Source organism: Streptomyces sp. NPDC039462, from assembly GCF_055639375.1.
Map to the genome: position 1 here is coordinate 87,817 of NZ_JBVKAO010000008.1, position 23,940 is coordinate 111,756.

The following is a 23,940-nucleotide window of genomic DNA, read 5'->3' on the forward strand; positions in this document are numbered from 1 at the left end:
GGGTCTCACGCTTCCAGGGAGTGGGCCGCCTGGAATTGCTGTTCGGCCTCGGCCGGGTGGCCCGCTGCTGCGTAGGTGCGTCCGAGGCGGCGGCGGATTTCCGTCTCCAGGGGCCTGCTGGTGTGTTCGGCGAGTGTGGCCAGGGCCTCCTGCTGGAGGGTGATGGCCAGGGGCAGGTTGCCGCAGCCGTGTTCCGCGGCGCCGAGCAGGGACAGGCTCGTCGCGCGCAGTTGCAGGTCGCCGACCTCCTGGGCCAGCTCCGCCGCGCGCCGCGCGAGGTCCTTGACCTCGGTGTGCCGGCCGAGTGCCAGCTGGGCCTCCGCGGTGAAGCACAGGGTCTTGCTGATCATTCTGGGTCGGCCGATCTTCTCGGCGAAGGTGAGGGACGTGGCGTAGTACGTGAGGGCTTCCTCGTGCCGGCCCTGCTGGTCGTGGAGGGCGCCGAGGTTGCAGCTCGACATGCCGGCGAGCCAGTCGTCGTCGAGGCGGGCCGCCATCTCCATGGCCTCGCCCAGGTGGGCGGCCGCCTCGGGAAAGCGGCCCAACGCACGCTCCGAGGCGCCCATGCCTGCGGTCGCCCGAGCCTGTTCGCGCAGGTCGCCCTGGTGGCGGGCGATGCGGAGCGCGTCGGTGCACCAGGCGTGGGCCTGCCGGAAGCGTCCCTGATAGATGTCCGCGATGGCGAGGCAGTTGCGCAGCGAGGACGGCATCCGCCGGTCGTCGGCCAGGTCGGCGCCGGACAGCGCGAGCTCCAGGGCGGAGCGGCACTCGTGGTAGCGGCCCTGGCGTACCAGCGGGTCGAGCAGGGACTCGGCGATCCAGCAGGCGTGGTCGCGCTGCCCGGTGGCCGCCGCGAAAGCGACCACGTCGAGCAGTTGGCCGCCCGCTGCGTCCAGCCACGCGTCGGCTTCCCGCCAGTCCGAGAAGGGAGAGTCGGAGACGTCGGGGCCGGTCGGGAAGCCCTCGGGGCCCCAGTCGCTGGCGATGCGCCCGGCGGCGGTGTAAAGGTGCAGCACGGCGGCGCGGTCCGCGGCGGCCTCCTCCGGTTCGGCGGCGGCGAGGCGGCGCGTGTGGTCGCGTACGAGATCGTGCAGCCGGTAGCGGCCGGGCCGGGGCTGCTGCAACAGGCTGGCATCGACCAGGCGCTCCAGGAGATCCTCGGTCTCGCCGAGGGGGCGCCCCAGCATGACGGCGGGAGTGAGCCCGTCGAACTCGGCGGTCGGCGACTGGCCCAACGCCCGGAAGCCACGCCTCAGTTCGGGGACGAGGAGGTCGTACGACATCCGGAAGGCGGCCTCCACGCTGCGGTCCTCCGCGCGGAGCTCGCCCAGGCGGCGCTCGTCGTCCGACAACCGGCCGACCAGGTGGGCCACGGTCCAGGAGGGGCGGTTCTGCAGGCGGGCCCCGGCGATCCGCAGCGCCAGCGGAAGGCCGCCGCAGCGGCGGGCGAGCTCCTGCGCGGCCTCCGGTTCCTGTTCGGCGCGCGTCTCGCCGAGGAGGCGCGTGAGGAGGGTGACCGCCTCGCCCGTGTCCAGAGGCTCCACGGTGAGGCGCCGGTCGGCGTCGAGGCCGGGCAGGCGCTGGCGGCCGGCCACGAGGACCCGGCTGCCCGGGCCCGCGGGCAGCAGGGGCCGCACCTGCTCCGCGCTGCGGGCGTCGTCCACGACGAGCAGCAGCCGCAGGGAGCTGGTGGCCGCACGCCAGGCGGCCACCAGTTCGTGCAGCTCATCGGGGAGTTCCCCATCACCGGCGTTGACGGCACGGAGCAGCCGGTGCAGTGCGCGCTGCGGCCGCAGACTCTCGTGCGGGGCGCCGTGCGTGTGCAGATCCACGAACAGACAGCCGTCCGGGTACTGATCGTGCAGCGCCCAGGCGGCGCGAACCAGCAACGCGGTCTTGCCGACGCCCGCGGTGCCGTCCACAGCGGCCACAGAAACGGAGCCTTGCGGCACTGGCGCGGTGAGCAGGGCGAGTTCCGCCTCGCGCCCGACAAGCCAGGCGGTGTCGCCCGGGAGTTCGTTGCGGCGGGGGTGGGGTGGGGGTGGAGAGGCAGGCGATGGTCGGGGGGTGGTGGGGGCCGTGGTGCGGGGGGTTGGGGGGTGGCCGAGTAGGTGTAGGTCGTCTCGGCGCAGTACTGCCTGGTGGGTTCGGCGGAGGTCGTCGCCGGGCTCCACGCCCAGTTCGTCGCGGAGTCGGTCCCGTGTCTCCCGGTAGGCGGCGAGCGCTTCGGCCTGTCGGCCGCTGCCGTAGAGCGCGCGCATGCGCAGGGCGGCGAGGGGCTCGTCGTGCGGCCGTGCCGTCGGCGCCGCCAGCAGTTCGTCGAGGGCCTCCGCATACCGGCCCAGGAGCACCAGGCACTCCACCCGCTCCTGGTGGAGGGTCCTCCGCAGCCGGGCGAGGCGTTGCCGCTCGGCGTCGGCGAGCGGTCCGGGCAGGCCGGCCAACGGCTCCCCGCGGAACAGGTCCAGTGCTCGCGTACAGCCGTCGAGGGCGGCGGCGAGGTCACCCGCCGCTCTCGCGCCGCGCGCCGCACCCGCCTCCGCGGTCAACTCCCCTATGTCCGTGCGGGCTTGTCCGGGTATGAAACGGTAGCCGCCGCGCTCGCCGCGGATCACGGACGCGGCGGGGCCGGTGCCGGGTGCGTCCAGTGTCTTGCGCAGGGGGTAGACGTAGCTGGGCAGGACCCGGTGGCCCGTGCCCGGGGGTTCCGGTCCCCATACGTCGTCCAGCAGTTGCTGCCGGGTCACGAGCGTCTCCGCGCGCAGGACCAGTGCGGCCAGTACCGCCTGACGGCGTACGGGTCCCAGGTCGAGCGGCACCTCACCGCGGTGGGCGGCGACCGGGCCGAGCAGGGCGAGGTGCAGCCGGTCCTTTCCTATGACCTCTGTGTTCTCATCCACCCGAACTCCCCCGTCGTTCCTGTGGTTCCCCGTAGCGCCGCGTTGGTCTTCCGCGGCGGCCGAGTCCCCTGCTTCAGCAGGATTTCATCGGCATTGCAGTGTCTCGCGAGAAGGTGCGGCGGGTCATGTCCGGTCCCGGTCGTCGAGGAAGCGAGCTGTTCCGTGAGTGAGAACCCGCAGGTGGATCCCCGGCAGGGCTTCGGCCAGGCACCGCCCCCGGCGCCGGGCGGCCAGGCACCACCCCCGATGCCGGGCCAGGCGCCGCCGCCCGTCCCGCCGCAGGCGCCCGGCGCGCCCTCGGCCTGGTCGCAGCCGGTTCCGGCGGGCGGCCCCGGCGGCTCGGGCCCCCGCGGCGGCCGTTCGCGCGGCTGGCTGATCGGCGGCGCCGCCGCGCTCGCCGTGGCCGTGGTCGTCGGCGTGGTCGTCGTCGCCACCTCGGGGGACGACGACAAGGGCGGCGAGTCGGCCAAGCCCCCGAGTGCGCCCGGTAGCGGGCCGGGAGGTGCCGCCAAGCCAAAGGCACCGTCGGCGGGCAAGGCGTTCTCCAAGGTGCCCAAGGGATGCGAGCTGATCAAGACGGCCACCATCGAGAAGATCGCGCCCGGAGCCAAGTGCACGCCCGGCCTGATGGACGACGCGGACACGTCCATGATGATCACGAGGATGCCGAGGTGGCAGCCCGCGGACTACAGCCTCTATCAGAGCCTGGACGTCAACCTCACGGTCGGCGCGAGCGTCGAGGGCCAGTACGACCTGAAGAAGAGGGGCCTCCTCAAGGCGGTGCCCGGCAACAAGGTGGAGGACCCCCACTCCGTCAGCGGGCTCGGCGAGGAGGCCTTCGCCGCTCACCACGTCGACGCCCGGGGCGGGTCGCTGACCTATGCCAAGGTGGTCGTCCGTGAGGGCAACGCCTCACTCAGGGTTGAGCTCGTCTACAGCCAGGACACCTCCGAACTCACCCGCAAGCAGGCCGAGGACGTCGTCGTCACCGCCGCCCGTGACGTGCTCGCCTCGATGAGCTGACCCCGCGGCGACGACGTGTACACCCACACCCACGAAGGCAGCGACCCCGCAGTCGTACACAGCCCCGCCCGGATCGGCCCCTACGAGGTCTTCCAGCTCCTCGGCGAAGGCGGCATGGGCAGGGTGTTCCTTGCCAGGTCGCCGGGGTCGCGGCTGGTCGCCCTGAAGGTCATCCGGCCCGAGTACGCCGAGGCGCCCGACTTCCGCGGGCGCTTCCGGCGCGAGGCCGCGTCGGCCCGGCGCGTGAGCGGCTTCTTCACCCCGCCGGTGCTCGACGTGGACGCGGACGCCCCGCAGCCCTGGCTGGCCACCGCCTACGTCCCCGCGCCGTCGCTGCACGACGTCGTACGCCGCTTCGGCGTGCTGCCCGAGGCGGGCCTGCGGGCCCTCGGCACCGGCCTCGCGGAGGCGCTGCTCGCCATCCACGACGCCGGCATCGTCCACCGCGACCTCAAGCCCGGCAACGTACTCGTCGCCGAGGACGGGCCCCGCGTCATCGACTTCGGCATCAGCAGCGCGGTCGACGCCACGCAGGTGACGCGGACGGGCGCCGTGGTGGGGACGCCCGGGTTCATGGCGCCCGAGCAGATCGTGTCGAGCCGTGCGGCCGGACCGGCGGCGGACGTCTTCTCGCTGGGCTGCGTCCTGGTCTTCGCGGCCACCGGGCGGGGCCCCTTCGGTTCCGGCGGGACGGCCGAGATCCTCTACCGGGCCGTCCACCATCCGCCTCAACTCGACGGCGTACCAACGGCGTTGGTTCCGCTGATCAGCGGCTGCCTCGGCAAGGATCCGGCCCTCAGGCCGTCCGCCGCCTCGGTGCTCGCCGCGCTGGGGCCCGCCGATCCTGCCGCGCTGCTCACCCAGGGCCTGCGGGAGGACGTGGCGCGGCGGGAGGCGCACGCCGCCGTCCTGGTCGCCGCGCCGCCCATGCCGATGGCGCCCCTCGCGCCGCCCGTCGACCCGTTCGCCGCCGCCCCCAGGGGGCCGAGCCGCCGCAGATTCCTGTGGCTCGCCGCGGCCGGCACCACCGTCGCGGCGGGCGGCGGGGCCGCCGCGCTGGCCGGGTGGCGGTCGGAGTCCGACAAGCACCCGGCCCGGAGCGGCGGCAAAGGCAGCGAGGGCAGCACGGGGCGGCCCGAGCCCAAGGTCCCTGCCGGTCCGAAGCCGCGGTGGTCGGTCCCGCTGAAGAAGCTGCAGAGCGCCCAACTACAGCTCCAGGGCGACGTGTTGGTGCACTGGGGCCAGGAGCACGCGACCGCCTATGACACCGCGTCGGGCAAGGAGCGCTGGAAGGGTTCGCTGCGCATGCCCTCCGACGTGTCGACCGGCCCGAAGTGGCTGGGCGTGGGCGGGTCGACGCTGTTCGCCACGGCCTGGAGCGGCGAGCGCGGCTATCTGTTCGGCGTCGACGCCGCGGGCCGGCAGAAGTTCGGCCACACGGTCACCGAGCAGAGCACCGACTCCGCCGACTTCGTCGACGGGCTGCTGTCCGTCGCCGGTTCGGTCGCCGTCATCGGCACCAGTGGCCACAAGGGATACGGAGTCCTCGCGGTCGACCTCGGATCGGGCCAGGTGCTGTGGTCGCGCCGGATCAAGGGCAGCGACTTCCAGGCGTACGCCGACGGGGACCGCTGCTTCCTCCAGGACAACGGCACACTCCGCGGCCTCGGCCTGCGCTCGGGGGCCGAGCGGTGGAAGGTCCCGGGCGTCGTCAAGCCGGGCGCCTACCCCCACCTGTCCACCGACGGCAGGATCCTGCTCGTCACCAGCACGAAGGCGCAGGCCTTCCGCGTCACCGACGGCAAGAAGCTGTGGACCGCCGTCAACGAGACGACCACGATCAGCGCGGCCAGGGTCCGCGGCGAGCGTGCCTATCTCTACGACGGTCCCGGCACCGCGTTCGCCCTGGACACGCGGAGCGGCAAGCAGGTGTGGAACACCGCGAGCCCGGTGCGCCTGACGACCACCGGTGGCGCGGACGACCAGGGGCCCACCGTCTCCTCGTCCGTGGTGGCCATCGCCACCTGGGCCACCGGCGACGTGCCGGGGTTCGTCGTCCTGCGCGCCTCCGACGGCAAGCCGCTCTGGGCGCACCAGCCGTCCGGCGCCAAGGAGGCGGGCAAGACCGACTGGCTGCTCCAGGTCTCAGGCAACACCCTCTTCGCCGCGTCCGCGTCCACCCTCCACGCCTTCCGGAGCGACACCTCGTGATCATGCCGCCGCCCCCGCCCATGCCGCCGTCCGCGCCGCCGCCCGCCGGGCCGACGCCGTCCGCACCGCCCCCACCGCGGGCCGCCGCCCCCGCCTCGTACATCGGCCCCTACCGGGTGATCAGGGAGCTCGGCGCGGGCGGCATGGGCCGGGTGCACCTCGCCGCGTCGCGCAGCGGCCGTGCGGTGGCCGTGAAGGTCGTACGCCCCGAACTCGCCGCCGACCCCGACTTCCGCCGCCGCTTCAAGGCCGAGGTCGACGCCGCCCGCGCGGTCTCCGGCGCCTTCACCGCGCCGGTCGTCGACGCCGACCCCGAGGGGCCGCAGCCGTGGCTTGCCACCGCGTACATCCCCGGCCCCTCCCTCACCGACGCCCTGGACGCCCACGGGCCCATGCCCGAGCCGACCCTGCGCGTGCTCGGCGGCGGCCTGGCCGAGGCGCTGGCCGCGATCCACCGGGCCGGGCTCATCCACCGCGACCTCAAGCCGTCCAACATCCTGCTCACCCTCGACGGCCCGCGGGTCATCGACTTCGGCATCAGCCGGGCCGTCGACGGGACGGTGCTCACCGCCGCGGGGCAGGTCGCGGGGTCGCCCGGCTTCATGTCGCCCGAGCAGTCGAGGGGCGGCGAACTGACGGCCGCGAGCGACGTGTTCGCCTTCGGCGCCGTGCTCGCCTTCGCCGCCACCGGCACTCCGCCGTTCGGCACCGGCGCGGTCCACGCCCTGCTCTACCGGGCCGCCTACGAAGAGCCCGAGCTGACGGGCGTCCCGCCCGGCCTGCTCGGCGTCGTCGCCGCGTGCCTCGACAAGGACCCCGCCCGACGGCCCACCGTCGAGCAGCTCCAGGCGTGGCTGCGCCCGGAGACGACCGCCGGCTGGCTCGGCGCGGTCGAGCTCCAGGTGACCGAGGACGAGCGCACGCTGCAGGGCGCGCTGCGCGGCCCGCTGCTCAGCCGCCGCCGGCTGCTGGCCGGCGGCGGCGCGCTCGCCGTGACCGCGGCGGCCGGGGGCAGCTTCTGGTTCCTGCGCTCGCGCGGCGGGGGCGGCGGGGACGCGGCCGCCGCACCCGAGCTCGACTGAACCAAGGAGCTTCCGCAGCCCGCCATGTTCCTGCGCGCGGTCACCCGGTCCACGCTGCTGTGCACCGAGAAGGCCTCCGGCGCCTGCTTCGACCGGAACACCGGCAAGCTCCTGTGGAAGGACCTCGGCGGCCAGAACACCGACGCACTCGCCGACGACAAGCGCGTCTACACGGTCCGCACCGACGGCAAGGTGCACGCGTTCGACGGCCGGTCCGGCAAGAAGCTGTGGGACGCGCCACCGGTCGGCGAAAGCGCGCCGCAACTCCACCTCACCGACGGCGAGTTGGTCATGACGACGAGCGGCGGGCGCTTCCGGGCCCTGGAGGCGTCGAGCGGTGCGGTGCGGTGGACCGCACGTGACGTGGAAGACGTGAGCGTGGCGCTCGGCACCACTCCGGCGGGCGCGCCGCTCGTCTGGGGCGGCGCGTCGAAAACCACCCCGGGCGCGATGCTCAGGGGTTACTCCGCCCTCGACCGGGACACGGGCGAGCGCGTGTGGGCGAAGGACCTCGTCACCGTCCACCCGCCGGAGAAGAGCAAGGTCCTCTACGCCATCGACGCCAAGATGAAGCTGCTGGCCCTCGACCCCGACGACGGCGGGACCCGCTGGAGCGAGCCGACCGAACTCCCGCCCACGAACGCCGAGATCCTCGGCTGGGAGGGCTCCCTGAGCCTGCTCGAAGGCACGCTCTTCTGCTATCCGAGCACCGGCTTCAGCGGCTCGACCCGCGGGCTGCTCGCCGCCTTCGACCCGGCGTCGGGCAAGACCCTGTGGTCGGTGCGGACCGCCGCCCGCGGCAACCGCGGCTTCGCACGCGCCGGCGCGACCGTCTGCCACCTGGACAAGAAGGTCCTGCACGGGCTGGACGCCCGGACCGGCGCGAAACGCTGGACGGCGGGGGCCGGCCTGGGCGGCCTCGACCTCCTGGGCGCCCTGCACGGACTCTTCCTCGCCGCGGGCGACAAGGGCCTGTACGCCTTCCACGCCGGCACCGGCGAGCAGGTCTGGCACCACCGGGCCACCGGCGGCTCCGGACCGTGGACGGCGCGTGCCGTCGGCGACCACCTGTACGCCACCTGGTCCGGCAAGCTCTTCCGCTTCACCGTGCCCGAGGCGTAGTGGCACACGGGCCGCGCCTACTCCACGAACAGCCCCCGCTCCGCCGCCCGTACATCGAACTCCTCCAGGCGGGCCTGCGCGTCCGGAAGGCCGTCGCACATCGCCTCCAGGAGGACCCGGCCCAGGAGCATCGGCGCGCAGGCCGTGTCGAAGGCGAGGCCCGTGCCGACCGCGGCCGGCAGGAGGAGGTCGGAGTGGGCGGCCACGGGGGCGAACGCGGAGTCGGCGACGGTGACGACCGTCAGGCCCGCCGACCGGGCGTAGGCGAGCGCGTCGACGACCTCGCGGGGGTGGCGGGGCAGCGCGAAGCAGAGGAGGGCGGTGGCGCCCGCGCGGACCGCCGCGTCGACGCGGTCGGCCAGCATGGTGCCGCCCTCGTCGAGGAGCCGCACGTCGGGGTGGACCTTGGCGGCGAAGTACGAGAAGCCGTAGGCCTGCGAGGCGGCGGCCCGCAGTCCGAGGACGGGCAGGGGCCGGGAGGCGGCGAGGAGCCGTCCTGCCCGCTCCACGGGCGCCGGGTCGGCGAGCGCCTCGGCGAGGTGCCGGAGGTTCTCGATCTCCGCCTCGACGGCCTGCTGGTACTCGTTCGCCAGCGTCTTGGCCGACGTCTCCGGCGGGGCCACGTCCCGCAGGTGCCTGCGCAGGGCCGGGTAGCCGTCGAAGCCGAGGGCGACGGCGAAGCGGGTGACCGATGGCTGGCTCACCCCGGCGAGCTCGGCCAGCTCCACGCTGGACAGGAAGGGCGCGTCGGCGGCCCTGCGCACCATGCAGTGCGCGATGCGCCGCTGGGTGGGCGTGAGCCGGTGGCCCTCGAAGAGCACTTGCAGTCGCGCGGCAGGGCTGTCACTCATGCCGTCCCCCTCAGGATGTCCGTACCCGCAGTCGTTCCGGCGCCGAGGTCCGACCAGAGCCGGGTGAACCGGTCGAGGAGTCCCGCCGCCGCCGTCACATCATCCGTCAGCGGCCGGTCCGCGATCTCCGGTTCGAGTACGGAGTCGGCGAGTTCGAAGGCGTACGCGAGCGGGGTGGCCGGGTCGAGGCGCAGCTCACGCTGCCGCAACGCCCGCACCGCCGCGACGAGTTCGCATCCCACCACCATGCGGTACGCCTCGCAGGCGCGCAGCGTCTGGCGGGCCGCGAGCGAGGCGAAGCTGGCCTGCTCCTCGACGCCGCGGGAGAGCACCGCGTGGCCGAGCGATGCGGGTGCGGAGAAGGCCCGCAGGTCGCCGAGGGCGGCTCCGGCCGCGTATTCGAGGATCATGACGCCCGACGAGGCGGGCTCGCCGTCGGCGAGGAAGGGCCGCAGGCGGGTGAAGGCCGGTTCGTTGAGCGTGGAGAGCCGCGATGTCGACAGGCGGGCCGCCTGGGTGACCGCGAGCCTGAAGTGGTCGAGGGCCAGGGCGAGTTGGGCGAGGTAGAAGCCGCCGTGGTGGTAGGCCGCCATGTCGTCCGGTGAGATCAGGGGGTTCTCGGCGGCGGCGTTGATCTCGACGGTGAGGACCTCCTCCAGGGCGTCCGCGGCGTCGTGCGCGGGCCCGTGGATCTGCGGCACGCAGCGGAAGCCGTAGGGGTCCTGGATGCGACCGAGGGGCGGGGTCGGGCGGTCGGGGGCGCCGAGCAGGCGCCGCATGCGCGCGGCGACCGTGTAGGAGCCGGGGTGGCGGCGCGCCTCGTGCACGGGCAGGGCGTACGCCTCATACGACCCGTCGACCGCCATCAGGGACAGCGCGGCGACCACCTGGGTGGCGCCGATCAGGCCGCGCAGTTCGTGCAGGGCGAGCGCGGACTGGCCGAGGGTGAGGGCGTTGCTGCTGATCAGGGCGAGGGCGTCGTTGTTGTCGAGGGGCTGGGGCTCCGGGGGCGCCCCGCTGCCCCGCCAGGGGTGTTCGCCGGCGAGCGCGAGGCCCAGCTGGGCGAGGGCGGCGATGTCGCCGGTGCCGACCGAGCCGAATTCGTTGACCGTGGGGTGGGCGCCGGTCTCCAGGGCGCGGCAGAGCGCGGTGACGACGCTGGGGCGCAGGCCCGCGCCGCCCGCGAGGAGCTGGTTGGCGCGGACGGCGAGCATGGCGCGGACCTGCCGGGCGGGCAGCTCGGCGCCGATGGCCCCGGCGTGCGAGCGCAGCAGCCGCAGGCCGTGGTCGGCGGCCGCATCGGTCGGTACGTCCTCGTTCCGGTTGGCGCCGACTCCGGTGGAGCGGCCGTAGACGCGACCCCAGGCGGCGATCTCCCGCGCGGCGTTCCAGGACTCCTCGGCGCGCTTCATGCCGTCGGTGGCGGGCACCGGCCGGGCGTCGGATTCGGCCAGGCGTACGACGTCTGCGACCATCATTCCCCGGCCGTCGAGGACGACGACCGCTTCCCTGTCGTCGGTCGCCGTGTCCGCGATACGAGACGACTTCACGCGCATTCCCTCCTCAACCGGACGTTCTGTCTTGCCCTGCGGCCACTTGTTACCGGTGATTTACGCGGGGCGCACCGAAAACTATTGACAACTTATTCAGACAGCGAGAACTCTGCATGACCATATACAGCCGGGCAAGGGACTCCACATGATCCAATTCGATACGGTCCACAAGCGCTTCCCGAACGGCACCACAGCGGTCCACGACCTCACCCTGGACATGCCCGAAGGCGGCGTGACCGTCCTCGTCGGATCTTCCGGTTGCGGCAAGACGACGACCCTCCGCATGATCAACCGCATGGTCGACCCGACCTCGGGGACGATCCGGGTCGGCGGCCGCGACATCCTGGAACAGGACGCGGCCGACCTGCGCCGCTCCATCGGCTACGTCATCCAGCAGGCCGGCCTCTTCCCGCACCGCACGGTCCTCGACAACGTCGCCACGGTGCCGCTGCTGCTCGGTTGGGGCCGCAGGAAGGCGCGGGCGCGGGCGGCGGAGCTCCTGGAGACGGTCGGCCTCGCCCCCGACGCGGGGAAGCGCTACCCGCACCAGCTCTCCGGCGGCCAGCAGCAGCGCGTCGGCGTGGCCCGCGCGCTCGCCGCCGACCCGCCGGTCCTCCTCATGGACGAACCGTTCGGCGCGGTGGACCCGGTGGTCCGCACCCAGCTCCAGGACGAACTCCTCCGCCTTCAGCGGGAGTTGAGCAAGACCATCGTCTTCGTCACGCACGACATCGACGAGGCGGTGCGGCTCGGTGACCGCATAGCCGTCTTCCGTACCGGCGGGCACCTCGTGCAGTGCGCCGAGCCCGCGGAGTTGCTCGCCCGCCCCGCGGACGACTTCGTCGCGGACTTCCTGGGTGCGGAGCGCGGCCTGAAGCTTCTTTCCCTCGCCTCCCTGTCGGGCGTCCCGCAGGGGCCTGCGCCCGAGGGCGGTGCGTGGACGCTCCGCTTGGACGCGGCGGGGTCTCCTCTCGCCTGGCGCCACGTCGACGCCGACGCGCCGGATGTCCCCGTACGTCCACTCCGTGACACGGACACGCTTCTCGCGGCGCTGGACGAGTCGCTGTCCTCCCCGGCGGGGCTGGTCGCCCGCGTGGACGCGGAGGGCCGCCTGACGGGGGTGTCGTCCCGTGAGGACATCCACGACGGGGCGAGCGCGGCGCACGCGGTCAACCGCGGGCCGGTGGGGGCTCGTCGCGCAGTTCCCCGCGCCCCTGACTCGTCCACCTCGGCCAGAGGCGTCTCGGTGCCGGGCGAGGAGGACGGCCCAGGGGCGCGGGGAACTGCGCGATCAGCCCCCACCGGGCCGCAGGCGAAGAACAACCAGACGCCCGCCCCATGACCATCGACTGGTCGTGGATAGCCGACCACACCGACGATCTCGCCACCCTCACCCTCTCCCACCTCCAGGCCGCCCTCTCCGCCGTGGCCCTGGGGCTGCTGATCTCGCTCCCCCTGGCCGTCGTCGCGCACCGCGTCCGCCCCCTGCGCGGACTGCTCCTCGGCCTCTCGAACGTGCTGTTCACCATCCCGTCCATCGCCGTCTTCGTCCTGCTCCTGCCGGTCAGCGGACTCACCCGCACCACCACCGTCATCGGCCTGACGATCTACACGCTCGTCGTGCTCCTGCGGAACACCGTCGAAGGACTCGACTCCGTCCCGGCGAAGACCAAGGAAGCCGCCAAGGCCATGGGCACCCGGCCCCTGCGCACCCTCCTCACCGTCGAGCTGCCCCTCGCCCTTCCCGTGATCATGGCGGGCGTACGGATCGCGACCGTCATGTCGATCTCCCTCGTCTCCGTGGCGACGTACATCGGCGACGGCGGCCTCGGACAGCTCTTCACGGACGGCTTCCAGCGCAACTTCCCCACCCCGGTCATCGCCGGCGTGGTCCTCACGCTGCTCCTCGCGCTCGTCGCGGACGCGCTGCTCGTCGCCCTCCAGTACGTCCTGACGCCCTGGACCCGCCGCCGGAGGAGTGCCTGACCATGTACGAACTCTTCAAGGACCTCGGCGCCTGGCTGATCAGCGGCGAGCAGTGGACAGGGCAGGACGGCATCGGGCACCGCCTCGCCGAACACCTCCAGTACTCGCTGCTCGCGACGCTCGTCGCGGCCGCCATCGCACTGCCGCTCGGCCTGCTCATCGGGCACACCGGGCGCGGCGCCTTCATCGCCATCAACCTGGCCTCGTTCGGCCGAGCGCTGCCCACCGTCGGGCTCGTCGTCCTCGTCTTCCTCGCCAGCGGCCTGTCGATGTGGCCCGTCTACATCGCTCTCGTCGCGCTCGCGGTCCCGTCCGTCGTCACCAACACGTACGCGGGCATGACCGCCGTCGACCCCGAGGTGAAGGACGCGGCGCGCGGCCAGGGCATGCGCGCCCACCAGGTGCTGTTCCAGGTCGAGCTGCCGCTCGCGCTGCCACTGATCATGACGGGCCTGCGGCTCGCGCTGATCCAGGTCGTCGCGACCGCCACGATCGCCGCGTACGTCTCCTTCGGCGGCCTCGGCCGGTACGTGTTCGACGGCCTCGCCCAGCGCGACCTCGTGCAGGTTCTCGGCGGCGCCGTGCTCGTGGCCGTCGTCGCCGTCGTACTGGATCTCGCCCTCTCGGCCCTCCAGCGCGCCCTCTTCCGCCACCGCCCCACCACGTCGGCCTAGGAGCAGACATCAGATGGCAGCCATGAACCGCAGAACCCTCCTCGGCGGGCTCCTCGCCACCGCGTCCGTCCCCGCGCTCGCCGCCTGCAGCGGCGGCGTCACCTCCCTCGACGGCGGGGGCTCGGGCGGCGGCGGAGGCGGCTCCAGCAAGGGCGGCGTCACCATAGGCACCGCCAACTTCACCGAGAACCAGGTCCTCGGACACCTCTACGCCGCCGCGCTCGAAGCGGCGGGCGTGGAGACGAACGTCCGCCCCAACCTCGGCACCCGCGAGATCCTCATCCCCGCCCTCAAGGGCGGCGACATCGACCTGCTGCCCGAGTACCAGGGCGCGCTCCTGCACTACCTGGACCCGAAGGCGAAGGCCACGGAGGAGGGCGAGATGCAGAACGCCCTCGCCATGGCCCTGCCGCGCGGCCTGCAGATCCTCCCCTACGGGCGGGCCGAGGACTCCGACGCGTTCGTCGTCACGCGCGAGACGGCGAAGGAGTACGGCCTCAAGTCCCTCGCCGACCTCGCGAAGCACAACGGCAAGCTGGTCATCGGCGCCGCACCCGAGGTGAAGAAGCGCACGGTGGGCGCGGTCGGCCTCAAGGACGTCTACGGAGCCGAGTTCAAGGAGTTCAAGTCGCTCGACTCGTCCGGTCCCCTGGTGAAGGGCGCCCTGCGCAAGGGCGACGTCGACGTCGCGAACCTCTTCACCACCGACACCGACATCGCCGCCGAGAAGTGGGTCGTCCTCACCGACCCCAAGAACCTCATCCCCGGCCAGCACGTCGTCCCGCTCATCGCCGACCGCAAGGCCGACTCGACGGTCCGCAAGGCGCTCGCACGCCTCGGCGCCCTCCTGACGACCGAGCAGCTCACCGAGCTCAACCGCCTGGTGGACAAGGACAAGAAGGACCCGGAGGACGTCGCGAACGACTGGGCGTCCCGCCACGGACTGACGGAGAAGTCCGCTTAACCGAAGGGGGAGTCGATCGGCATGGCAGCTGAAGACCTGGTGGAGCGGCGCTCCATCGACGTCGTCCCCGACGACGAACGGCACGGCACCGCGTTCAGCCAGTTCACGCTCTGGCTCGGCGCCAATCTGCAGATCACCGCGGTCGTCACGGGCGCCCTCGCCGTCGTCTTCGGCGGCGACGTGGTGTGGTCGCTGGTCGGCCTCGTCCTCGGCAATCTGCTGGGCGGCGCGGTGATGGCCCTGCACTCGGCGCAGGGCCCGAAGCTCGGTCTGCCGCAGATGATCCAGTCGCGGGCCCAGTTCGGCGTGAAGGGCGCGGTCGTCCCGCTGCTCCTCGTCATCCTCATGTACGTCGGGTTCTTCGCGAGCGGCAGCGTCCTCGCCGGGCAGGCCACGGCCGAGCTGACGCACACGAACGACACCACCGGCATCGTGGTCTTCGCCGCCGTCACGGCGGTCATGGCCGCGATCGGCTACCGCGTCATCCACGCGCTCGGCCGGGTGGCGAGCGTGATCTGCGCGCTCGCGTTCGTCTACCTCGGCATCCGGCTCGTCGACCGCGTGGACGTCGGGGCGCTGTTCGGCGACGCCCGCTTCGACCTGCCGATGTTCCTGCTCGCCGTCTCGCTTTCGGCGTCCTGGCAGCTCGCGTTCGGTCCGTACGTCGCGGACTACTCGCGCTATCTGCCGCGTACGACGTCGGCGAAGGCCACGTTCTGGTGGACGCTTTCGGGTTCGGCCATCGGCTCGCAGTGGTCGATGACCTTCGGGGTCCTGGTCGCGGCGAGCGCCGGGGACGCCTTCCTCGCCAACCAGGTCGGGTACGTCGTCGGCCTCGGCGACACCGGCCTGATCGCCTCCTTCCTCTACTTCGTGATCGCGCTCGGCAAGCTGACCATCAACGTGCTCAACACCTACGGCGGCTTCATGTCGATGGTGACCAGCATCAGCGGCTTCCGGGGCCGGCGGGTCCTCGGACCGCGCGGGCGGGCCGCGTACATCGCCGTGATCATGGTGGCGGGCACGGCGGTGGCGCTGCTCGGCAAGGACAGCTTCCTGGCGTCCTTCAAGGACTTCCTGCTGTTCCTGCTGACCTTCTTCACGCCCTGGTCGGCGATCAACCTGGTCGACTACTACCTGATCTCCCGCGAGCGGTACGACATCCCCGCCCTCTTCGACCCGCACGGCCGCTACGGCGCCTGGCGGTGGGACGCGCTGCTCGTCTACGGCGTGGGTCTGCTCGCCCAGCTGCCGTTCCTCGTCACGCACTTCTACACGGGCCCGCTGGTCGAGCCGCTGGGCGGCGCCGACATCTCGTGGATCGTGGGTCTCGTGGTGCCCGCGGTGCTGTACTGGTCCCTGGCCAGGCGGAACCCGCCCGTCCCTGGGGATGGGGCCCGGACGGAAAGGGGGGTTAGCCCCAGCGCGAGGGCCACCCAGGCGCCGTAACGTAAACGGCTATGGAAGCCCGTGACGCGGAACTCAAGAAGGAACTCGACGCCACTCTGCACGCCCGCAGAGAGCTCGGCGAAGAGTACGACTCCGCCTTGGTCGACTCCTTCCTCGGGAAGGTCGAGCAGCGCCTGGACGGCACGATCGACCGCCGCCTGCGCCGTCACCTGGCCGAGCAGCAGATGGTCGTCGCCCGCGGCGCCCGCTCCCCCGGCAGCCCCGTCGACTCCTGGAGCGAGCGCTTCGGCTTCGGCGTCATCTCGCTGGTCCTCGCGATCCCGCTCTCCGCGATCGCCGCGACCAACGCCGGCCTGACCGGCCTCTTCGTCTCCTGGGCCGGCATCCTCGGCGTGAACGCGGTGCACGGCCTGCGCGGCACGTCCTTCGTCCACCGGCGCGACGAGCGCACGTCGGAGTGGGACGACTGAATCACCTTGCCGCCCAGCCGGAGGTGCCGGTACAGGGGCGCGGGGAACTGCGCGACCAGCCCCCACGCACCCGCAGGGAAAGAACCGCCCAACCCAGCGGAGCGTCAGCGCGGGGACCGCCGCACCCCCGGGGTCACCCAGGGGGCGGGACGACGGCGGTCCCCGCGAGGGACGCGGGCCGGGTCAGAGCCGGGCCACGTCCGGGCGTCCGTGGATCCGGGAGCCGCTCCGGAGGTCCTGACGCCGACAACGACCAATGTGCCGCAGCCTTGTTAAGCGGGTGCTGCGCGCACATGACGTGCTCGTACCGCTTCGGAGAAGAAGCTCCTACTGGGACCGCCCTACCGGGACCCGCCTACTGGGACTGCTGTCCCGCGAGGAACGCGAGCAGGTCCTGCCGGCTCACGACACCGGTCGGCTTGCCCTCGACCAGGACGATCGCCGCGTCCGCGCCGCCGAGCACCGACATCAGGTCCGCCACCGGCTCGCCGGAGCCGACCTGCGGCAGCGGGTCCGACATGTGCTTCTCCAGCGGGTCGGAGAGCGAGGCGCGCTGCGTGAAGAGCGCGTCGAGCAGCTCCCGCTCCACGACCGAGCCGATGACCTCGGCGGCCATCACGTCGGGGTGGCCCGCGCCCGGCTTGACGATCGGCATCTGCGAGACGCCGTACTCGCGAAGCACCTCGATCGCCTCCCCGACCGTCTCCTCGGGGTGCATGTGGACCAGGGAGGGCAGCTCGCCGCCCTCCTTGCGGCTCAGCACGTCGCCGACGCGCGGCTGGTCGCCGGCCTCCTCCAGGAAGCCGTAGTCGTTCATCCACTCGTCGCTGAAGATCTTGCTCATGTAGCCGCGCCCGGAGTCGGGGAGCAGGACGACCACGACGTCGTCGGGGCCGAGGCGCTCCGCGACCCGCAGCGCCGCCACGACCGCCATGCCGCACGAACCGCCGACGAGCAGCCCCTCCTCCTTGGCGAGCCGCCGGGTCATCTGGAAGGAGTCCTTGTCGGACACCGCGATGATCTCGTCGGTGACATTGCGGTCGTACGCCGTCGGCCAGAAGTCCTCACCGACGCCCTCGACGAGGTAGGGCCGCCCGGACCCGCCGGAGTACACGGACCCCTCGGGGTCGGCGCCGACGACGGTGACCTTGCCGCCGGAGACCTCCTTCAGATAGTTGCCCGTGCCGGAGATCGTGCCGCCGGTCCCGATGCCCGTCACGAAGTGGGTGATCTTCCCCTCCGTCTGCTCCCACAGCTCGGGGCCCGTGGAGTGGTAGTGGGAGAGCGGGTTGTTCGGGTTGCTGTACTGGTCGGGCTTCCAGGCACCGGGCGTCTCGCGTACGAGCCGGTCGGAGACGTTGTAGTACGAATCCGGGTGCTCGGGGTCGACGGCGGTCGGGCAGACCACCACGTCGGCGCCGTACGCGCGCAGCACGTTGATCTTGTCGAGGGACACCTTGTCCGGGCAGACGAAGATGCACTTGTAGCCCTTCTGCTGGGCCACGATGGCAAGGCCGACGCCGGTGTTGCCGGACGTCGGCTCGACGATCGTCCCGCCGGGCTTCAGCTCCCCGCTCTGCTCGGCCGCCTCGATCATGCGCAGCGCGATGCGGTCCTTCACGGAACCGCCGGGGTTGAAGTACTCGACCTTGGCCAGGACGGTCGCCTGGATGCCCGCGGTCACGTTGTTGAGCCTCACGAGCGGGGTGTTGCCGACGAGGCTGATCATCGAGTCGTGGAATTGCACCGTTGTCTCCGGGCTGCGATGTAGTGCGACGAATTGGTGCGGTCAGCCTAAGGGTCCACCTCATCCGTTCACCTCCGCTCGCGATTGGCCGACCGTGCTTACGGGGCAATGAGTGGATGTACGGCCGTACGAACCGGTACGGCACGAGGAGGTGGCTGCAGGGCATGTCGAGGGCGAGGGTGGCACGGCGGATCGCCGCGGGCGCGGCGTACGGCGGCGGAGGCATCGGGCTGCTCGGGGCCGCCACGGTGGGCGTGGTGCTGGCCGAGGTACAGCTGGCGAAGCGGAACGTGGGCAATGGCGGGCACGCGGATCCACCGCGGGCGGACGGCCGGTACGGCGGGGCGTTCGCCCATCCTGCCCGCGCCGACTCCCCCGAACCGGTGCGGTTCGCCATGCTCGGGGACTCCACGGCGGCGGGACAGGGCGTGCACCGGGCCAGGCAGACCCCGGCGGCGCTGCTCGCCTCCGGGCTCGCCGCGGTCGCCGAGCTCCCCGTCGACCTGCGGAACGTGGCGCTGCCCGGCGCCCAGTCGGACGACCTGGACCGGCAGGTGACGCTGATCCTTTCGGACCCGGCCTGGGTGCCGGACGTCTGCGTCATCATGATCGGCGCGAACGACGTGACGCACCGGATGCCGCCGACGCGGTCGGTGCGCCATCTCTCCGCCGCGGTGCGCAGGCTCCGTACGGCCGGTGCGGAGGTCGTGGTCGGCACCTGCCCCGACCTCGGCACGGTCGAGAACGTCTACCAGCCCCTGCGGTGGCTGGCCCGGCACGTCTCGCGGCAGCTGGCCGCGGCGCAGACGATCGGCGTGGTGGAGCAGGGCGGGCGGACGGTGTCGCTGGGCGACCTGCTCGGTCCCGAGTTCGCGGCGCACCCGCGGGAGCTGTTCGGCCCGGACCGCTACCACCCCTCCGCGGAGGGGTACGCGACGGCGGCGATGGCGGTCCTTCCCACGCTGTGCGCGGCGCTGGGCCTGTGGCCGGAGGAGGAGCGCCCGGACGTCTCGCGGCGCGAGGGGTTCCTGCCGGTGGCCAGGGCGGCGGCGCAGGCGGCTTCGGAGGGCGGTACGGAGGTTACGGCGGCGATGCCTACGGGGCCACGGGGGCCGTGGGCGCTCCTCAAGCGCCGTCGCCGCCGCCGCATCCACACCCCGGAACCGTCCCCTCTCCCCCACTGACCTCGGCCTTCACCTGCGGGTGGGTGGGGGCTGATCGCGCAGTTCCCCGCGCCCCTGAATACTTGCCCGGCGCCGTTCCCTTGGCGGTGCAGGGCGCGGTGGACCACCCAGGGGCGCGGGGAACTGCGCGACGAGCCCCCACCCGGCCGCAGACGGGAAACGCACCCCCACCCGCCCAGGGCCCCGCGGCCTGAGCGCCCGCTTAGAAATGCGGCCCGTGTCACACCCCCGACCCGATGACCCGCACCATTACGTGCAGGTAACTTCCCAGAGAGCCATGAGAGAGCAGCCCTGCCCCACCCTTCGCCTCGTCACTGGAGCGTCCTGATGCCCGAAGCCGTGATCGTCTCTGCCGCCCGCACCCCGATCGGCCGCGCCTTCAAGGGCTCGCTGAAGGATCTGCGTCCGGACGACCTGACCGCCACCATCATCGAGGCCGCCCTCGCCAAGGTCCCTGAGCTCGACCCCAAGGACATCGACGACCTGATGCTCGGCTGCGGCCTGCCCGGCGGCGAGCAGGGGCACAACCTCGGCCGCATCGTGGCCGTGCAGCTGGGCATGGACCACCTCCCGGGCTGCACCATCACCCGGTACTGCTCCTCGTCCCTGCAGACCTCCCGTATGGCACTGCACGCCATCAAGGCCGGTGAGGGCGACGTCTTCATCTCCGCGGGCGTCGAGATGGTGTCCCGGAGCGTGAAGGGCACCTCCGACGGCCTGCCCGACACCCACAACCCCCTCTTCGCCGACGCCGAGGCCCGCACCGAGGCCGTGTCCAAGACCGAGGGCTCCACGTGGCACGACCCGCGCGAGGACGGCCTGCTCCCGGACGCGTACATCGCGATGGGCCAGACCGCCGAGAACCTGGCGCGCCTCAAGGGCGTCACCCGCCAGGACATGGACGAGTTCGGCGTCCGCTCGCAGAACCTCGCCGAGGAAGCCATCAAGAACGGCTTCTGGGAGCGCGAGATCACCCCGGTCACCACCCCGGACGGCACGGTCGTCAGCAAGGACGACGGGCCGCGCGCGGGCGTCACCATGGAGGGTGTGCAGGGGCTGAAGCCGGTCTTCCGCCCCGACGGCATGGTCACGGCGGGCAACTGCTGCCCGCTCAACGACGGCGCCGCCGCCCTCGTGATCATGAGCGACACCAAGGCCCGCGACCTCGGCCTGACCCCGCTCGCCCGCATCGTCTCCACCGGCGTCACCGGCCTCTCCCCCGAGATCATGGGCCTCGGCCCGGTCGAGGCGTCCAAGCAGGCCCTGCGGCGGGCCGGGCTCACCATCGACGACATCGACCTCGTCGAGATCAACGAAGCCTTCGCCGCGCAGGTGATCCCGAGCTACCGCGACCTGGGCATCGACATCGACAAGCTCAACGTCAACGGCGGCGCCATCGCCGTCGGCCACCCCTTCGGCATGACGGGCGCCCGCATCACCGGCACGCTCATCAACTCCCTCCAGTTCCACGACAAGCAGTTCGGCCTGGAGACGATGTGCGTCGGCGGCGGCCAGGGCATGGCAATGGTCATCGAGCGCCTCAGCTAGCTCCGGCCAGGCCCCTGGATCACTTCGTGACCCAATCTCCCCCAGGATGTGACCTATCTCCTGGGGGAGATACATATGCCCAGCTCAGAGCGGATCCGGGGATGTACACCGGGCCAAAAGACCTGTCCAATTCGTGACGTAATGCACTGACAGGCGGATCGTGCAGGCTTCAAGCTGATGTAGGAAGTCGGGGGTCGACTTGAAACCGGGAGTACGTCAGTGAGCGCCTTGCCTCTTGCCCTGCTGCTCTCCACGGCCGCTGCCACGGCCGTGGGCGTCGCCGCCCTGCACGCCGTGCACGGCCTGCGCAAGCAGATCGCCGAGATCACAGCCCTGCACGCCGAGGCGGTCGGCAGCCGTGCCACGAGCGGCCCGCACCCGACGGTGCCGGCCGCCCGTACCACGGTGGACACCGACGAGATACGCGCGGCGGTGACCGAGGCGCTCGCCGAGGAGCGGGAGCGGGAGCTCGCCGAGGCGAGGGCCTTCTGGGCGGCCCAGGAGGCCCGTGAGGGCTCCGAGGGGCCCTCTCTGCTCAGCGGCCTGCCCGGCATCCCGGACAGCATCGCCGACGAGCTGTTCCTGCCGCGCCAGGCCGACTTCGCGGGCCTGGAGTCCGACAGCCTGGAGCCGGTGATCGAGCCCTTCGCCGACCCCGCGGGCACCGACGAGTTCGCCGGCGGCACCTCCCTGGACGGAGTCCACGGCGGAGACTCCCCGGAGCTGGCCGCCGCCCGCCGCCGTCACCCCTCGCACCCGGACTTCGTGCCGGTGCAGACCCCGGCCCCCGACGGCACCCACGGCGACCACGAGCGCACGGTGGAGTGCCTCGAGGAGCTCGCCGCCGCCCGCACCGCCCTCGCCGACGTCCGCCCCGGCCCGCTGGGCACCCTGGACGTGTACGTCTTCGCGGACGGTACGACGCTGTGCATGACGCCCGGCCACCGCGAGACGGCGGAGCTCCTCGCCACGGCCCTGCGCGAGGGCCGGACCCCGTTCCTGCTGGGCGGCTCCGGCATCTCGGGCGCGTACGCCCTGACCTTCGAGTGCGGCACCGAGAACGTCTACATCCTGGCCGACCGCGTCATCGCGTCCGTCTGAGCCGGCGGGCCGAGGGCCCGCCGACGGCCTGTCCTAGACCCCGGCCCGTTTCTGCGCCTCCTCCACGAGGCGCAGCACCCGCTCGAGCTCCTCGGCGTCCGTCAGGACGAGGGCCAGGTCCCGGCCCGCGACGGTGATCTGGTCGGCGGCGGCGAACATCCCGGCGTCCGGCATCTCCCGCGGTGGGGTTTCCGGCTCCTCGATGCGCTGCGCGAGGACGGCCAACTCCCTGGCCAGGGCGAGCGCTTCGGTCGCCGCTCCGCGCTGCAGCCGGCTCTGTGGCGCGGCCCGCAGGCGGTCGGCGAAATGGTCCACTGCGGCCGTCAAAGGCGTCGTATCGAGCACCCCGCGACCCTATGTGGCTTTACGGGACTGTTGCCAACGCCCCGGCGCTCAGGCACGGTGTCGTGAAGGACGGAACACATCGCGACGCGTCCGGAGGCGCCGATGTCACAAGTCTTCTCCGAGGAGACCCACCGCAACCTGCTCGCCCGAATCCCCCAATGCACCGGTCGTGAAGTCTCCGACTGGCTCCGCGCCGTGGACGAAGGACCCTCTCTCTTCCGCTTCGAGGAGAAGGTCAGCTGGCTCCGCGCCGAACACAATCTCGCGTACGGCCACGCGAAGGCGATCATCCACGAGTACGACCTCAGGCGGGCCGCCCGAAAATTCCTCTGACCCCCCACCCACACGGCAAAGGGCCCGCGGACCGTCTCCGGTCCGCGGGCCCTTCTGCGACTACGCGCCTCAGTCGTTGCCCGAGAAGATGGCGATCAGGCGCAGGAACTCCATGTAGATCCAGACGAGCGTCATCGTCAGACCGAACGCGGCGAGCCAGGCCTCTTCCTTGGGGGCGCCGTACGCGATGCCGTCCTCGACCTGCTTGAAGTCGAGGGCCAGGAAGCAGGCGCCGAGCAGGATGCCGACGATGCCGAACGCGATGCCGAGGCCACCGCTGCGGAAGCCGAGACCGTCACCGCCGCCGAAGACCATGAACAGCAGGTTCACGGCGGTCAGCAGCAGGAAGCCGAGGGCCGCGGCCATCACGAAGCCGTAGAAGCGGCGGTTGACGCGGATCCAGCCCGCCTTGTAGGCCACGAGGACGCCGATGAAGACGGCCATCGTGCCGAGCACGGCCTGCATGGCCGCGCCGCTCGCGATGCGGTTGTCGACGACGCTGGAGATGACGCCGAGGAAGACGCCTTCCAGTGCCGCATACGCCATGATCAGCGCGGGCGAGGCCTTGCGCTTGAAGGCCTGGACGAGGCCGAGCACCATCGCGATGAGGCCGGCGCCGATCGCGATGCCGTAGGACTTGCTGATGTTCGCGTCGTCCACCGGCAGGAGCGCCCAGGCGAGCGCGGCCGTGACCACGAGCGTGCCGAGCGTGGTCGCGGTGCGCATGACGACGTCGTCCATCGTCATGCGTGTGGTCACGGGCGCCTGGGGCGCGCCGTGCTGCAGGTCCTGCTGGGCGTACGGATTGGTGGCGTAGGGGTTGCCCGCGGGGGCCTGCTGGCCTGCGTACGGATTGCCCTGCGCGTACGGGTTGCCCTGCTGGGTCTGGGTCGCGGCTGCGGGTCCCCCGGCCTGCGGCTGCGCGCCGAAGCCGGCGAAGCCGTTGTCGCGGCTGAACCCCCGTCGCGAGAAGACCGGGTTACTGCTCCTCATTTCACTCCTCCATGGCCACCGTGTGTGGCTTTGCCTCAAGAGTAATGCGTAGGCAAAGGGATGGGCCTAGTGCTTGGGGAGGATCTTTCCCTCTCTGTGAGGAAGAACGCTCGACCTGGGGCGTACTGTTCCCGGATCGGTACCGTTCCGCCGCCCGGGTGACCGCGCGGTCAGGAGGGGAGGGGTGCCGGGGAGCGGTGCCAGGGGGCCGTGCCACCGGCACCTTCACCAATCAGCGGATGTGCCCGGAGCCGGACTCGAACCGGCACGCCCCCGAGGGGCAGCGAGGTTTAAGCTCGCCGTGTCTGCATTCCACCATCCGGGCAGGCCATGGGCTCCGCGTCGAGGCTTCGACCCTATCGGGAGGCATCCCCCGAACAGCGGAAGGACAGCCCGATGTTGTCTTATTTTATTGACGTCTGAGGGTGCATCAGCCGTTGTCA

The 23,940-nt window shown here is 72.2% G+C and carries 20 protein-coding genes and 1 tRNA gene; 14 read left to right on the forward strand and 7 right to left on the reverse strand.

The annotated features are described in order from the left end of the window. Positions 1 to 5: 5 nt before the first annotated feature. Entirely contained in the window at positions 6 to 2,900 is a 2,895-nt protein-coding gene (locus ACZ7LU_RS33630) for an AfsR/SARP family transcriptional regulator (RefSeq protein WP_471918893.1), read from the reverse strand. A gap of 162 nt (positions 2,901 to 3,062) precedes the next feature. On the opposite strand from ACZ7LU_RS33630, the gene ACZ7LU_RS33635 reads away from it, so the two are divergent. The 4 genes from ACZ7LU_RS33635 to ACZ7LU_RS33650 are packed head-to-tail and all read left to right on the forward strand — an operon-like array spanning position 3,063 to position 8,338. Next, positions 3,063 to 3,923 carry a hypothetical protein gene (locus ACZ7LU_RS33635; protein ID WP_471918894.1) on the forward strand — a complete coding sequence of 287 codons (861 nt, stop codon included), beginning with the start codon at positions 3,063 to 3,065 and terminating at the stop codon, positions 3,921 to 3,923. A gap of 15 nt (positions 3,924 to 3,938) precedes the next feature. After that, the gene (locus ACZ7LU_RS33640; protein ID WP_471918895.1) at positions 3,939 to 6,134 is read left to right on the forward strand and encodes a protein kinase domain-containing protein; all 2,196 of its coding nucleotides are present in this window, start codon (positions 3,939 to 3,941) and stop codon (positions 6,132 to 6,134) included. A 2-nt stretch (positions 6,135 to 6,136) separates the two neighbouring features. Next, entirely contained in the window at positions 6,137 to 7,216 is a 1,080-nt protein-coding gene (locus ACZ7LU_RS33645) for a serine/threonine-protein kinase (protein WP_471918896.1), read from the forward strand. Positions 7,217 to 7,240: 24 nt separating this feature from the next. Then, positions 7,241 to 8,338, forward strand: coding sequence for a PQQ-like beta-propeller repeat protein (locus ACZ7LU_RS33650; RefSeq protein WP_471918897.1), 1,098 nt, complete (start codon positions 7,241 to 7,243; stop codon positions 8,336 to 8,338). 17 nt (positions 8,339 to 8,355) lie between these two features. On the opposite strand, the gene ACZ7LU_RS33655 is transcribed toward ACZ7LU_RS33650, so the two are convergent. Beyond that, on the reverse strand, positions 8,356 to 9,189 hold the full coding sequence (locus tag ACZ7LU_RS33655) for a MurR/RpiR family transcriptional regulator (RefSeq protein ID WP_398303565.1): 834 nt from the start codon (positions 9,187 to 9,189) through the stop codon (positions 8,356 to 8,358). Continuing rightward, positions 9,186 to 10,745 (reverse strand): aromatic amino acid ammonia-lyase, encoded by a 1,560-nt coding sequence (locus tag ACZ7LU_RS33660; protein WP_471918898.1) that lies wholly within the window; start codon positions 10,743 to 10,745, stop codon positions 9,186 to 9,188. The genes ACZ7LU_RS33655 and ACZ7LU_RS33660 overlap by 4 nt, the downstream gene beginning before the upstream one ends. A gap of 142 nt (positions 10,746 to 10,887) precedes the next feature. Between ACZ7LU_RS33660 and ACZ7LU_RS33665 the strand changes: the two genes are divergently transcribed. The 6 genes from ACZ7LU_RS33665 to ACZ7LU_RS33690 are packed head-to-tail and all read left to right on the forward strand — an operon-like array spanning position 10,888 to position 16,246. Then, positions 10,888 to 12,084, forward strand: coding sequence for an ABC transporter ATP-binding protein (locus ACZ7LU_RS33665; protein ID WP_471918899.1), 1,197 nt, complete (start codon positions 10,888 to 10,890; stop codon positions 12,082 to 12,084). Then, positions 12,081 to 12,728, forward strand: a complete 648-nt coding sequence (locus ACZ7LU_RS33670; RefSeq protein WP_398303559.1) for an ABC transporter permease — start codon at positions 12,081 to 12,083, stop codon at positions 12,726 to 12,728. Before ACZ7LU_RS33665 ends, ACZ7LU_RS33670 begins: the two co-directional genes overlap by 4 nt. Positions 12,729 to 12,730: 2 nt before the next feature. Further along, positions 12,731 to 13,402 carry an ABC transporter permease gene (locus ACZ7LU_RS33675; protein ID WP_471918900.1) on the forward strand — a complete coding sequence of 224 codons (672 nt, stop codon included), beginning with the start codon at positions 12,731 to 12,733 and terminating at the stop codon, positions 13,400 to 13,402. A gap of 22 nt (positions 13,403 to 13,424) precedes the next feature. Next, positions 13,425 to 14,366 carry an ABC transporter substrate-binding protein gene (locus ACZ7LU_RS33680; protein ID WP_471918901.1) on the forward strand — a complete coding sequence of 314 codons (942 nt, stop codon included), beginning with the start codon at positions 13,425 to 13,427 and terminating at the stop codon, positions 14,364 to 14,366. A gap of 21 nt (positions 14,367 to 14,387) precedes the next feature. Then, positions 14,388 to 15,815, forward strand: a complete 1,428-nt coding sequence (locus tag ACZ7LU_RS33685; RefSeq protein ID WP_471918902.1) for a purine-cytosine permease family protein — start codon at positions 14,388 to 14,390, stop codon at positions 15,813 to 15,815. 11 nt (positions 15,816 to 15,826) lie between these two features. Then, positions 15,827 to 16,246, forward strand: a complete 420-nt coding sequence (locus ACZ7LU_RS33690) for a hypothetical protein (protein ID WP_471918903.1) — start codon at positions 15,827 to 15,829, stop codon at positions 16,244 to 16,246. Between the two features lie 355 nt (positions 16,247 to 16,601). Here the strand turns inward: ACZ7LU_RS33690 and ACZ7LU_RS33695 are convergent, their stop codons facing one another. Continuing rightward, entirely contained in the window at positions 16,602 to 17,993 is a 1,392-nt protein-coding gene (locus tag ACZ7LU_RS33695; RefSeq protein ID WP_398303549.1) for a cystathionine beta-synthase, read from the reverse strand. Positions 17,994 to 18,157: 164 nt separating this feature from the next. Here ACZ7LU_RS33695 and ACZ7LU_RS33700 point away from each other — a divergent pair, with 164 nt between their 5' ends. The 3 genes from ACZ7LU_RS33700 to ACZ7LU_RS33710 all read left to right on the forward strand — a co-directional run bounded on the left by ACZ7LU_RS33700 (position 18,158) and on the right by ACZ7LU_RS33710 (position 21,826). Beyond that, complete coding sequence (locus tag ACZ7LU_RS33700) at positions 18,158 to 19,177, forward strand: SGNH/GDSL hydrolase family protein (RefSeq protein ID WP_398303547.1); 1,020 nt, start codon at positions 18,158 to 18,160, stop codon at positions 19,175 to 19,177. A gap of 327 nt (positions 19,178 to 19,504) precedes the next feature. After that, positions 19,505 to 20,725, forward strand: a complete 1,221-nt coding sequence (locus ACZ7LU_RS33705; RefSeq protein WP_471116603.1) for an acetyl-CoA C-acetyltransferase — start codon at positions 19,505 to 19,507, stop codon at positions 20,723 to 20,725. Positions 20,726 to 20,944: 219 nt separating this feature from the next. Next, positions 20,945 to 21,826, forward strand: a complete 882-nt coding sequence (locus tag ACZ7LU_RS33710; RefSeq protein ID WP_398303543.1) for a hypothetical protein — start codon at positions 20,945 to 20,947, stop codon at positions 21,824 to 21,826. Between the two features lie 33 nt (positions 21,827 to 21,859). Here ACZ7LU_RS33710 and ACZ7LU_RS33715 read toward each other — a convergent pair whose 3' ends face one another. Next, entirely contained in the window at positions 21,860 to 22,171 is a 312-nt protein-coding gene (locus ACZ7LU_RS33715; protein ID WP_398303541.1) for a hypothetical protein, read from the reverse strand. Between the two features lie 102 nt (positions 22,172 to 22,273). Between ACZ7LU_RS33715 and ACZ7LU_RS33720 the strand changes: the two genes are divergently transcribed. Then, the gene (locus ACZ7LU_RS33720; protein ID WP_125513198.1) at positions 22,274 to 22,504 is read left to right on the forward strand and encodes a DUF4287 domain-containing protein; all 231 of its coding nucleotides are present in this window, start codon (positions 22,274 to 22,276) and stop codon (positions 22,502 to 22,504) included. 69 nt (positions 22,505 to 22,573) lie between these two features. Here the strand turns inward: ACZ7LU_RS33720 and ACZ7LU_RS33725 are convergent, their stop codons facing one another. Both ACZ7LU_RS33725 and ACZ7LU_RS33730 read right to left on the reverse strand, forming a co-directional pair. After that, positions 22,574 to 23,497 (reverse strand): Bax inhibitor-1/YccA family protein, encoded by a 924-nt coding sequence (locus ACZ7LU_RS33725; protein WP_468555871.1) that lies wholly within the window; start codon positions 23,495 to 23,497, stop codon positions 22,574 to 22,576. 242 nt (positions 23,498 to 23,739) lie between these two features. Then, a tRNA-Leu gene (locus ACZ7LU_RS33730) sits at positions 23,740 to 23,822 on the reverse strand. Positions 23,823 to 23,940 lie beyond the last annotated feature (118 nt).